The following is a 13,108-nucleotide window of genomic DNA, read 5'->3' as shown; positions in this document are numbered from 1 at the left end:
TATACATGCAAAAACTGACAACCATTATATCAACCGCACTCTTGGCTACGACCTCTATTTTAGTCTTTGGTCAAGCCCATAATGTGTCGGGTGGCTATCAAAAACCTACCGATCCGCAGGTGATCGAAACCCTCGAACAATGGCAAGACATGAAATTTGGTCTCTTCATGCACTGGGGGACCTACAGTCAATGGGGGATTGTTGAAAGCTGGAGTTTATGTCCGGAAGATGAGGGCTGGACACAACGCAAGCCTGAACATGGCGCAACTTACAACGAATACGTAAAGAACTACGAAAATCTACAGACAACATTCAATCCTACGGATTTCAACCCACAAAAATGGGCCGATGCCGCCAAAGCAGCCGGAATGAAATATGTGGTCTTTACGACCAAGCATCACGATGGATTCGCCATGTTTGACACCAAGGAATCGGATTATAAAATTACTTCCAGCAAAACCCCTTTCTCTTCAAACCCAAAAGCTAACGTCACCAAAGAAATATTCAATACTTTTCGCAATGACGGGTTCAAAATCGGAGCTTATTTTTCAAAACCGGATTGGCATACGGATTATTACTGGTGGAGTTATTTCCCGCCAAAAGATCGCAATGTAAACTATGATCCCCAAAAGCATCCTGAACGTTGGGAAAAGTTCAAAAACTATACCTACAACCAAATCAATGAACTTACATCTGAATATGGCAAAGTCGATATCTTATGGTTGGACGGTGGTTGGGTACGTCCATTCAAAACGATTGATCAATCTGTAGACTGGCAACGAACCATCAAAGTTGAACAAAATATTGATATGGATCGCATTGGTGGCATGGCCCGAAAAAATCAGCCCGGAATCATTGTCGTAGACCGCACCGTTCCCGGTAACTGGGAAAACTATGTCACACCGGAACAGGCCATACCTGAACATCCCCTGGACATTCCTTGGGAAAGCTGTATTACTATGGGTGACTCGTTTAGCTATGTTCCCAACGATAATTATAAGCCAACAAAGAAAATCGTCGAAACTCTTGTCAAGATTATCGCTCGTGGTGGTAACTATTTGCTGAACATTGCTCCTGGCCCTAAAGGAGACTACGATCAGGCTGCATATGATCGTTTAAACGAATTGGCCGCTTGGATGAAGATCAACCAAAGTGCTGTATACGCTACACGTACCATTGCGCCTTACCATCAAGGTGATTATTATTATACCCGAAGTAAAGACAATAAAATCGTCAATGTATTCCACCTGTCGGAGGGAGATACTTACCAACAGCCGAATGAATATGTCTTTGAGGTACCTGACAATTTTAAGGTAAAAAAAATAACAATATTGGGCCATAAAGGTCGTTTGAATTGGTCGCAACATGACAATCAGATCACCCTGAGAAGTCCGGGTACAAGATTTAATTATGCTACCGCGATTCAATTGCAAAGCAAGTAACAAAAAAGCAGCTGGATTACATCAAGCTGCTTTTTTGTTATCCGATAACGATGATCGATTTCAGGCATTTTCAGAGGCTTTCATTTGACTAACGAAGATCAACAAATACAAATCCACCTGATCGCTACCATCAATCATTGTTCAAATAACTAAAATACAACCTATAAAAAACAGCACTTGTGAACTTGTCAGCACGTACTAACCGAATGAAACAGATAACCTTATTTTTAGCATTATTACTCATAACATTTTATTCATGTAAAAGTTATAAGCCGCAGATCATCTCATCCCGGCAGATCTTCAAGGAAGGACAGGTCAATTTCAAACAATGTCATGCTTCGACCATACAATCCATCGGCAAAGACAGCCTTTTGGCTTGCTGGTTTGGCGGCACGCAAGAATCCAATCCGGATGTGGTGATATGGAGTTCCCATTATACAGACGGAAAATGGCAAACACCAGTACAAATCGCTGATGGGATTCTTGCAGACAAACGCTATCCGACCTGGAACCCCGTGCTCTATCAACATCCTAAAAGTGATACCCTCTATTTATTCTATAAAATTGGTCCTAACCCAAGAGAATGGAAAGGCTATGTCAAATACTCCCTCGATAAAGGTCGTCACTGGTCTGTGGCACAGGCATTACCCGATGGTATTTTGGGCCCAATTAAAAACAAACCATTTACATTGTCTAATGGAGACATACTATCTCCTTCCAGTACCGAATCAAAAGACGAAATCTGGAAAGCGCATGTAGAAATAAGTCGCGACCGGGGTAAAACCTGGTCTATTCATACAATTCGGCCCGATACAAATATTCAAGTCATTCAGCCCAGTATTGTCCAACACAGAGATGGCCGCCTCCAGGTACTTTGTCGCAGTAAAGAAAATAAAGTAATGAGTGCTTTTTCTTCCGATCAAGGCAATAACTGGGGATCATGGAAAGCCACCAATCTGCTCAACCCCAACTCGGCTACTGATGCCATCCGATTGAAAAATGGTTTATTTATGATCGTTTACAATCCCGCCATAGCAGGAAAAGATTGGTGGGAAGGGCGTACAAAGCTGCGTGTCGCAACTTCCCGTAATGGCCTACAATGGAAAGATGCTCTTATACTTGAAGACGGGGTCAAGGGGGACGAGTATTCTTACCCCACAATTATTCAAGATAACAGTGGTCTAATACATATCACGTATACATGGAATAGAAAGAGTATCAAGCACATTATCCTTAAATAAACAAAGGGATCTATTTTCAATAGATCCCTTTGTTTATTTAAGGAATTGTCTTAGTAATCCTTCTTTAGTTCCATCTCTCCTTTCAATCGAATGTCGTCGGATGACGCCCCGATCAGCAATTTGAATTTCCCTTTCTCTGTTTTCCAAACATTATTTGCGTTCCACAGTTTAAGATCTTCTTTGCCTAACTGGAAAGTGTACCTTTCTTTATTTCCTGCTGCAATGGTTTTACGTTCGAATTGTTTTAACTGCATAATGGGTGTTACTACCGAACTGACTTCATCGACAACATATAACTGCGCTACTTCATCACCGGCCGCGCTACCCTTATTTTCGACATCAAAAGAAACCGTACACACAAAATCAGCTGCACCTTCGGTCAGTCCGACCTGTAAGTTGCTGTATTCAAATTTACTGTAACTTAATCCATAACCAAAAGCATATAGAGGTTTGGCCGACATCTCCACATAATCATGATGTTTAGGTTTTGTATGATTATAATGTACAGGAAGCTGGCCCACAGAGCGAGGCACAGAAATCGGTAACCGGCCGGCCGGATTATAATCGCCAAACAGGACATCGGCAATAGCCAATCCACCCTCCTGTCCGGGATACCAGGCATTTACGATCGCAGGAATATGTTCAGCAGCCCAATTCAGATTAAGTGGTCGTCCCATAATGGTCACCAGGACTACAGGTTTTCCTGTTGCCCGGATCGCTTTCATCAGTTTTATTTGATCGCCCATCATATCCAACGAAACGCGATCAAATCCTTCACCGCTTTCCATATCACTGACAGTATTGGGATCTACATTCGCTGCTCCGGTTGCCTGGTAAGAAGTTTTAAAATCCCGAGCACTCGAACCTCCGAGAATCAAAACTACCACATCTGCTTGCTCAGCAGCCGCTACCGCAGCTGGAATATTAGAATTTGCCGTATCACGGATGGCGCAACCTTTGACATAATCAACTTGCGTTCCTCTTCCCAGAGCCGAGCGAATACCTGTCAATACAGTCTGAACCTTCCCTTCGGCCTGTGGCGCAGTATAATCCCCCAATTGATTATAGCCATTGTCAGCATTTGGCCCGATCACCGCAATCCGTTTCAACGATTTGCTTAATGGTAGGATATTTTGTTCGTTTTTCAGCAAGATAATGGATTCCCGTGCAACCTGTCGTGCAACAGATCTATTCTGTGCTGTGGCAACTTTTTGAGCAACAAGCTTCTCATCTACATAAGGACGGTCGAATAGCCCAAGGTTAAACTTCATCCGTAGCACCCGCGCTACTGCAGTATCCAATACTGCCGGCTCGACCAGTCCTTGTTGTACCGCTTGCAATAGATTCGGGCCGTATCCCGATCCGCTCAAGTCCACATCCAATCCGGCATGTATACTTTGTGAAGCGGCTTCTGCTGCTGTCGCCGCCGTTGCATGCCCACCGTTGAGACCAGAAATACTTAATAGATCTGACACCACAAATCCCTTGAACCCCCAGTCTTTCCGTAAAATATCTTTCAACAGCCAAGGATTTGCAGAGCAAGGAATACCGTCAATACTATTATATGCCGTCATGACCGACCCCGCACCGGATTTAACGGCACGCTCGAATGGCGGTAGAAAATACTGTCTTAGGCTTCGTTCACCAAAAGATACAGACTCACCATTATGTCCGCCATCGGGTGCAGCGTAAGCAACAAAGTGTTTCAATGTACCAATGATTTTATCCTGTTGCCCAAGCTTCTCACCCTGAAAACCACGGATCATGGCGCTTCCCATCTGTGCGATGAGGTAAGGGTCTTCCCCATAGGTTTCCTCGGTCCTGGACCAACGCGGATCGCGCGCCAGATCAAGAACGGGGCCATAACCATTCTTTCCGCCGACAGCGTAAGTCTCCTGAGCAATTGTTGATGCCATACGCTGAATTAGATCCGGATTCCAGGTACTCGCCTGCCCTATTGCCGTCGGGAATACCGTGGCACCAATGGCCATATGTCCATGCGGAGCTTCTTCAGACAGCAACAATGGAATACCCAGGCGGGTGCTATCCAACATGTATCGCTGAATGGCATTGGTCGCCCGTGCAGCTTCCGTGGGAGTAAGACCATTGAGTAAGGTTTTTTGTGTCCAGGGATCGGCACGCAATGTGGCCCACAACAAGCCGATATGCTGCTCCTTTACCGCTTTCTTTAATTTATCACTAACCCCGACATACTTGCCCTTTTTCTCATACATATCCCATCCAAGCAATTTGCTTAGTTGCCCGACCTTCTCTTCCACGGTCATACGCCCTAAAAGATCTTTGACCCGCTGTTCGGTAGGCAATGTGCCATTTTTATAGGGCAATTTTTGGGCTTGAACTTTTGGCGAAAGCAATGTTGCCATTGCCGTAAAAAGTATTATTTGGACTTTCATAAGTAGTCTATTTTAAGCATTTTTTATATATTATGAGACCTGTAGTTTTTGCATCACACACTATATGCAACCGGTTTCAAAATACTAAATTAACGATTTAGCAGTAATAATCAAGATAATTTTTCGAATATAGAAAATTCAGAATCCGAATCAATAGAACGAATAAATTACCTGCATATATGCAAAATCACTACATCGTATTCATTATCCAAAACGAAGGAAAGGGTTATTAATTTCTATACATTTACAATTCATGTAAAAAATATTATCTCCTAAAATAAGAAAAGACGGCAAGCCGTCTCTCCATTCATGTGTTATAGGAATGCTACTTATTTTTTCTGCTTTACTTTTCCTTTAAAATGGTATTCCATTGGCAATAATTTATCTATGCCGCCTCTCATTTAGTTATAACTCCAACGTCTCAACCTGCCGGACTGCTACAGCGCATAAATATTTTCTAACCGAATAGATAAAAGAATAGCATTATTCTCCGGTACGATCAGTTTCCGAATGCACTGTAATTGCATCAGTCCAAAGACCCGGATAATCTGTTTGTACAATACGTACATAAGGGTATTTTTCCAAGAATGACCGGTAGACTTTTACCCCTTCCAGGCTTGCTTTTTCATCATCATCCCCCAGACTATTCATCCAGAAATAAACACCCTGCTGCCGCAGGGAATTAAGCCTTTCTGTGTCCGTAAACGACTCATCAAGATGGATGATTGATGTCATCTTCATCTGTAGAATCGCATTCAGTTCCTTCATACTCCGTGCCCGCGGGAAAATCGTGATTTTTGTATTGAGTTTATAGATGCCCGGCATATCTTTGTAATCATAAAGAAAAAATAACACCTGGTCTTCCATCCCCTCTTGAGCGATAAGATCATAGGTTTTGGCGACAAATCCCTTCCGTTCTTCCTTAAAATCCAGGTCAACAATAATTTTCCCTTTACAGACACGCAGCGCTTCCTGCAACGTTGGAACTGTCAAATTAGTCATTTCACCTTCAGCGGGGCCACGCAAACGCATTTTCTGAATTTCGGCGTAGGTATGTTTACTGACCTCCCCACTTCCATTTGTGGTACGATTGAGTGTATTGTCATGCATCAGTACAAGTACACCATCTTTTGTGGCGCGAACATCCAATTCCACAACGGAAGTACCCAAGCGAATCGTCTCTTCAATTGCAGCGATAGAATTTTCGGGATACGTCAGGTGTGCACCCCGATGTGCCGCGATATGTATACTCTTTTGATCCAGATTTTTTAGTAAATTCACAGACTGAGCATATAACATGGTAAGGGACATTCGCACTATACCTAACAAGATAATACAATAAAAGCTTTTTTTCATCCTTATAAATTTGTTTATTCGACAACCAATACTCCTATGGATCAAGGTCCGTCGACTTTGTTTTCAGACGGAAATGATCCATAAGCGTACGTTATGATTATTTTTTTGACAGCTCAAACGAATCAAACAATTGTCCATTGAGCTTATAACTTGCAAAATAGAGTTTATTCGCCCTGAATTTTATCACCTGGTAGAGTTGTGTTTTCTCGGTTGCAACATCCATCCATCGCTCAGAATCAGATTCGTACATCTTTGGTCCCGCTACTGACAACAGGTATACAGGTCGTTTTCGGCCAAGGCTACCCCGGGCATAGGTATGATCGTGGCCCTGCAAGACCAAATCAACACCATATTTCTCGAAAATAGGTTTGAACCGTTCTCTTAATATGGTATTGTCTCGACTTTTTGCTGTAGAGTATACCGGATGATGCATCACAACAATATTCCATTTTTTCGTGGAAGAAGCCAGTACACTCTCCAGCCATTTTTCTTGTGTAGAAGCCGCTACCGAATCCAGCATAATTAATTGGGAGTTTAGAGAAATAATGCGCAGGTCCTGATAGTCCAAGTAGTAAACCGCATCCTGAAGTCCCACAGGTCCATTTTTTGGTAGGTTAAACTGTACTTTCCAATGCGGATCCAAAACCAGACTTCCTGTCGAATCGCGTCGGTATTCATGATTCCCGGGCGTGGGGATAGCAGGTATCATTTGATGAATGAACCCTGCCCCTTCATACCATTCAGCCCATTCCTCATCCGTATTGGAGCGATTGATCAGATCACCGGCATGAACAATAAAACGTGCATTTGATTCCTGCTGAAAAGCACGGCGAATCGTCCGTGACCAGCGCGAACGCAAATCATTCTGAGCATCCCCCAGGTAGATAAAAGAAAAATCACCCGAGTGTGCCGCCGTTTTAAATTGATTCCACGCACTCCAATGGGTACCGTCACCTACGCGATAGGTATAGGTTGTTCCGGGTTTTAAATTCCGAAAGCTAACATGGTTATAAATATCCTTCTGCTCGCCCCTTTCCAGATACGATCGGGTACCTTCTACTGTATGCGCATTTGTTTCAAAATCGGGATTGCTTTGCTCTTCGGCAATCTGTCCTATTATTTTTTCGCCATTACCCGTCGCGCGCCAGGAGACCGACTGTGTGCTGCTCGGATCGTCAGACCAGGTCAACATAATACGATCCGGCTGTTTATCCGTCACACTGGACTGTGCCTGACCATGCGCCATGGAACACCATAACGCTATTGCTAAAAAAAGAGATTTTATTTTCATTGTTATTTTAATCTATGTATCCTGTATATTTTACCAAGGTTTACCCGTTCCTTGCAATAACCAAGGTTTGGACCATGCACTATTTTCATTATCAGCCTGCGAATACGCTGTTTTCTCGATACGGCTTAACGCTTCTTCGGCATTCTTATGATTCACGCTCATTTCTGTCTGCATGTAAGGTACACGTACCGGAAGCTGTGCACGGATCGCTGCAGGTCCAGCTTTTAATTTTGGATACCCCGTTCTCCGATAATCAAACCAGGCCTGTGCACCGGTGGACCAGCTAGCGATCCATTTTTGCTCGATAATCTGTACTTGTGTATTTTCAAAAGTCACACCCTTTTGGCGAATATAATCTGCGTAATTTGACGCTTTTCCCCAGCTTGTCAGCGAGGCTTGAATACCACGTTCATAATATGTACGCGCAGTCTCGGGTACAGCCCAGCCCTTCCAGGCCGCTTCAGCCAAGATAAACTCCACTTCGGCCGCAGTCAACAACCTCGCTTTGAGCAAAGTTCCTTTGGCTGAGCGATAAATATCATTGAGATAAGATACATGGGGATTGATTGAAGTCTGTCCGGGTGTCGGATTCAAATTATAAGCGGAAGGATTTTTAGATCCACTCGGTGGCAAACCCACATAATCTTTATCTGTATCAATAGGTATTCCCTTGATTACATCGGGTGACAGGATGCGAATGCCGTTAACAATTTTATCGGTACCAGGGGGTACCGTGCTGCTCACTTCGATTGGTATCTCTACCCTTTTTGCCCAAACGGCCAGTCGTGGATCATTCAGTTCCTGAAGTCGGTCGACAAATGTAGCACACATTTTCATTCTTCTGAAATTGCTTCCACTGGCATCATACACCGTATTTGACGGCCAGGAATCGGCAGCATTATTGCCGGCAAAATCCATCAGTACCTCATCTGCCGAACTGGTAATCAGTGGAAACTTATCGGGATTGGCCAGCATGTTTTCAACTCCCTGCCTGGCAAAAGTATTCGCCTTCTCTGAAATACGCATATAATACCTCAAGGCTAGGGAATTGGCAAAACGGCGCCATTTGGAGGCTTTACCATCAAAATACACATCAGCACCCGCCAATACTTCATAGGATGCATCCGGTCGCGACAGCAATTCATTTGCCTGTTTTAGTTCCTCGATAATCCCTTTGTAAATCACTTCCTGGCTATCGTATTTTGGAAAATTATATTTGGTGTCCCCCAGTTCTGCTTTCAAGGCATCCGTATAAGGCGCATCGCCCCATAAGTCGGTGATCAGGCCAAACAGATAGGCACGCATCACCAGGGCAACACCCTGATGAAAATTCAGGCCCAATTTCTCGGCCCGTTTACGCATCAATTCGTTATCCCGCAGAAAACCATAGTAACTGTCCCAGCTCAAAATTCCTCCCGTCCATTCATAGTCATTATGCGAGTTGAACCAAGCATCAAACTGCGTATGTTGCATCACTCCACCAAGATCGGAGAAACTTAATTCATTGTATTTTTTTGCTGCTCCCGTCAATATCGTTGGCAATAGCAGATTGGGATTTGCATCCTCTTCACTCACTCCATTCGGATTGATATTGAGTTCTGTCAAGTCTTTACACGCAGAAATACTCAAAATCATCCCTAGCGCAATGATCATTTTCGTTAATGTCTTCAACTGATTTTTCATCCTTATTACCGGTATTAAAATGTCACATTTACTTTAAATCCTATCGGCATTGACCAAGGCGTCACGTTATAACGCTCAATTCCTTGTTTAAATCCAATGCCTGTTTCGGGCTGGAAAGCCATTTCCGGATCTATTCCCACTTTTGCTTTGGTCCATAAGATCAGATTGCGCGTATAGACCCCTAGGCTTCCATTTGCTATGCCGAGCCGTTTCAACCATTTTCCCGACAGATCATAGCTAAAAGAAAGTTCACGAAGTTTGACAAATGAAGCATCGAATGTTGCTGCATTCATAAAATCCCATGGATAATTATCTGAGTAAGCAATATATTTGGTCCCCTCGGCACCTAAATTTTCAGTATATCCTGTGATATTGCCTTTATCATCGTATTGGGCAATAACCCCGGGATTAAATACGCCGAAATTTCCGGTGACACCACCCACATTCACAGGATAACCGCCATACTCTTCCCCCGGTCCCCCAACAATCGGATAGCGATTCCCTTGGACACGCACCAGATTATTATCTATCAGGTAATTTCGAAGTGTCTCTCCTGTCATTCCCTTGGGGTTGATCAACTGATCAAGAAAACGCTGTGTGGTCAGGTTGGATTCAAAATAGCGATAAGTTTGCGACATGAATTTTCCACCAAAACGCATATCCGCCGCGATATTCATTGTCCATTTTTTATACCTTAGGCTGGACTGCAGCCCCATGGTAAAATCCGGATTAAAGTTGCCGATCTTATTGCGACTATTATTGATCCGGACGGCCTGCCAGGAACCATTTTTATTTAGGATTGGAAATCCGTAATAAGGCGATGACTGATCTTCAACTGTGACCAGCTTCGAATCGTATAAATCGCCTATTTCTTCCCCTACATAGGTACGTGCTCCTCCTCTGCCGTCGGTCCAAAAAGTATAAAATTCTACTCCTTCCGATAATTCATCAATACGGGTACGGTTGCGGTGCCAGTTGAGTCCGAGATCCCATGACCAATTTTCTTTGGCGATAGGCCGCCCCGAGAGGGCCAGCTCGATACCACGGCTACTCAATAAGCCGGCATTAATATTTTTTGAATTGAAACCACTTGAACTTGGGAGCGTCGTAGAGATGATCTGGTTTTTATTCGCCAACTTGTAGTAGGTTCCCTCAAACTTTAAGCGATTGTTCCACAGACCGAGATCCATCCCCAACTCATAAGATGTTGCGATCTCGGGTTTCAGGTCAGGAATCAAGAGTGCTCCGGAGCGTGTCAGGCGCAGTACATCTCCCCAACTGCCCGGATTACTCAGCACATTGGATAGGTTATAGGGATAGGTATCATTTCCGACCCGTGCAACTCCAGCTCTAAGCTTCATTAAATGAATCGCTTTAGGCAGCTTCAATACCTGATTGGCCAGTAGACTTAGTGATGCCGAAGGATAAAAATAGGATCGGTTATCCACCGGAAGCGTACTTGACCAATCGTTACGTCCTGTCAGATCCAGATAAACCATATCACGATAACTTAGATTCACCAATCCATATACGCTGTTTATTGCTCTTTCCGAGATGGAGCTGTAGAAGTCCAGATTCAGTGGACTGATGTTTGCCAATGTATATAAGCCCGGCGTGATTAGACCGGCACCATTTTTTGATGTATTTTGCACAGACTTACCACGGTTGTAGCGCAAATTGCCTCCCAATGAACCCGTCGCATGGAAATCACCCATTTTCTGTGTGTAAGTAGTCAGAACATCAATATTCTGCTCCATATTCATCAGATTCACAATCCCATAGGCACCCCGGGGCTCATTGGTGTAGCTATAGGGAATTTTTGTTTCCCTATTTTCCCAGTAAACATCTGTGGCATAGCGCAGCATCGCCGTCCAGTCTTTTTTAATCGTCCAATCCAGCCGTAGATTTCCAAATACGCGATCCCGGGTAAAGGCATTATTAACGCCATAGGCCAAAAAATAGGGATTATTATGATTGCCTATAGACTGGGAACGCTGTTGTAGCTGTTCCTGTCCGGGGAGCCAATAATCCTTTAGATCGAGAATATTAATGTGTGGAGCAACCTCATAAGCCGCCTGAATAGGATTTGTCCCCCGATTTCCAGCTGGTCTGTTATTCGAATTATTTCGGCTGGCATCCAGAGAGAGGCCTAAAGTCAGACTATTTCGAAGTCGCATGGTTGAATTGATATTTAACGTATTTCGAAAAAGGTCTGCATTGGGAATAATCCCTTTATTAGCCATATTAGAATACGAAAAACGGTAATCCAATCGTTCACTGCGGTTACTCAGGGAAATACCATTGGAACTTGTTATACCCGTTTGCACAAAATTCTTGATATTGTCCGGATACGATTTCAATTCCGTTGGGATCGGTTTCCCCTGTTCATCAAGCGGGCTATTCCATTGAACAGCTTTATATCCTTTATCTAGGGCTGGGCCGACCATGACAGTTGACTCCTCTTCGATGATCAAATTGCCGGGCTGGTCACCGGGTCTCCAAGGCATGGTACCGCTCGCAAATTTATTATGCAGATCAATAAACTTATAGGGAATATCAAATACCGTGTTGCTATTGACAGCAATCGTCATTTTTTCTGCATTCTTCCCTGTTTTGGTTGTAATTAATACGACGCCATTGCCCGCTCTTGAACCATAAAGAGCAGCTGCACTGGGTCCCTTCAAGATGGAGATATGCTCGATATCTTCGGGGTTGATATTGGCAATGGCATTACCATAATCGACTTTATTGTCATCCCCTATTTGACCGATATTATTCAGACTATTCATTAATGGCACCCCATCGACGACAAAAAGCGGCTGATTGTCTGTACTCAACGAAGAAGCTCCCCGAATCACCATATTGACTGTCGAGCCTGTTGGTCCCGTTGAACTGATCGTGACTCCCGGAACTTTCCCCGCCATTCCAACCAAAAAATTATCATTGTTGACGCGGTTGAGATCCTCGCCTTTGATCTTTCCGACTGCATAACCCAGGGAACGATCCTGACGTTTAATCCCAAGTGCCGTTACCACGACTTCATCGAGCACACTATCATTTCTTTTTAAGATCACCTGACGTACAGTAGTATTGTTATCATCCAGTTTTATAGGATGGAGTTCCTTTTTCTCATAGCCAACATGTGTGATCACCACATGATATTCACCAGGACTCAACTTGACCGTTACCTCTCCTTTTGCATTAGACAAGCTACTCTGCCCGGTCTCAATCACATGCACAGACGCGCCGGCTACGGGCTTGTTGTCCACATCTAAAATCTGCAATTTCAACGGATAAGAGGTTTGTTTGCCCGCATTTCGAACAAGGACAATCCCGCCCGTGACTTTCCTTGATTGAATGTCGGTACCTCTCAAAATATAGTTCAATACCTCATCGAGATGCACGTTGCGGAATACCTTTTCAGTTATTGCTATACGCTCCAGGTGGAGAATATTTCGATCATAACCAATTGCCTGACCTGTTTCCTGCGAAAGCTGGAGAACAGCTTCCGCAGCATTGCCACTACGGAGATGAATATTGATCAGATCGCCAGGTATCAGATGTACGCTATCCATTGCCCCGGCACGACTATTTGCTCCCGAAATAGAAAGCACTGAACAGAGCGCGAGCTTTACTGCCAGGCTGGTGAGCTTTGTTATTTTATACATATATTTGTATGAA

General features: G+C 43.9%; 7 protein-coding genes. 2 read left to right on the top strand and 5 right to left on the bottom strand.

Translation table 11 applies throughout. From position 1 onward, the window contains the following. Positions 1–5: 5 nt before the first annotated feature. Together G6053_RS03835 and G6053_RS03830 are read left to right on the top strand one after the other, a co-directional pair. Entirely contained in the window at positions 6–1,442 is a 1,437-nt protein-coding gene (locus G6053_RS03835; protein WP_165305603.1) for an alpha-L-fucosidase, read from the top strand. Positions 1,443–1,648: 206 nt separating this feature from the next. Continuing rightward, positions 1,649–2,683, top strand: coding sequence for a sialidase family protein (locus G6053_RS03830; RefSeq protein WP_165305602.1), 1,035 nt, complete (start codon positions 1,649–1,651; stop codon positions 2,681–2,683). 50 nt (positions 2,684–2,733) lie between these two features. On the opposite strand, the gene G6053_RS03825 is transcribed toward G6053_RS03830, so the two are convergent. From G6053_RS03825 to G6053_RS03805, 5 genes are all read right to left on the bottom strand, one after another. Continuing rightward, positions 2,734–5,097, bottom strand: a complete 2,364-nt coding sequence (locus tag G6053_RS03825) for a glycoside hydrolase family 3 N-terminal domain-containing protein (RefSeq protein WP_206531863.1) — start codon at positions 5,095–5,097, stop codon at positions 2,734–2,736. A 483-nt stretch (positions 5,098–5,580) separates the two neighbouring features. After that, the gene (locus tag G6053_RS03820; RefSeq protein ID WP_165305601.1) at positions 5,581–6,378 is read right to left on the bottom strand and encodes a glycerophosphodiester phosphodiesterase family protein; all 798 of its coding nucleotides are present in this window, start codon (positions 6,376–6,378) and stop codon (positions 5,581–5,583) included. A gap of 172 nt (positions 6,379–6,550) precedes the next feature. Further along, positions 6,551–7,744: a metallophosphoesterase family protein gene (locus tag G6053_RS03815; protein ID WP_165305600.1), complete on the bottom strand. Its 1,194-nt coding sequence runs from the start codon at positions 7,742–7,744 to the stop codon at positions 6,551–6,553. A gap of 30 nt (positions 7,745–7,774) precedes the next feature. Further along, on the bottom strand, positions 7,775–9,427 hold the full coding sequence (locus G6053_RS03810; protein ID WP_165305599.1) for a SusD/RagB family nutrient-binding outer membrane lipoprotein: 1,653 nt from the start codon (positions 9,425–9,427) through the stop codon (positions 7,775–7,777). Positions 9,428–9,441: 14 nt separating this feature from the next. Then, on the bottom strand, positions 9,442–13,095 hold the full coding sequence (locus G6053_RS03805; protein ID WP_241254914.1) for a SusC/RagA family TonB-linked outer membrane protein: 3,654 nt from the start codon (positions 13,093–13,095) through the stop codon (positions 9,442–9,444). Between the last annotated feature and the right edge of the window lie 13 nt (positions 13,096–13,108).

The sequence above is a fragment of the Sphingobacterium sp. DR205 genome, from assembly GCF_011064245.1.
Taxonomy (GTDB): domain Bacteria; phylum Bacteroidota; class Bacteroidia; order Sphingobacteriales; family Sphingobacteriaceae; genus Sphingobacterium; species Sphingobacterium athyrii.
The sequence above is the reverse complement of the archived record's forward strand: the minus strand, read 5'-3'. Positions and strand labels throughout refer to the sequence as shown.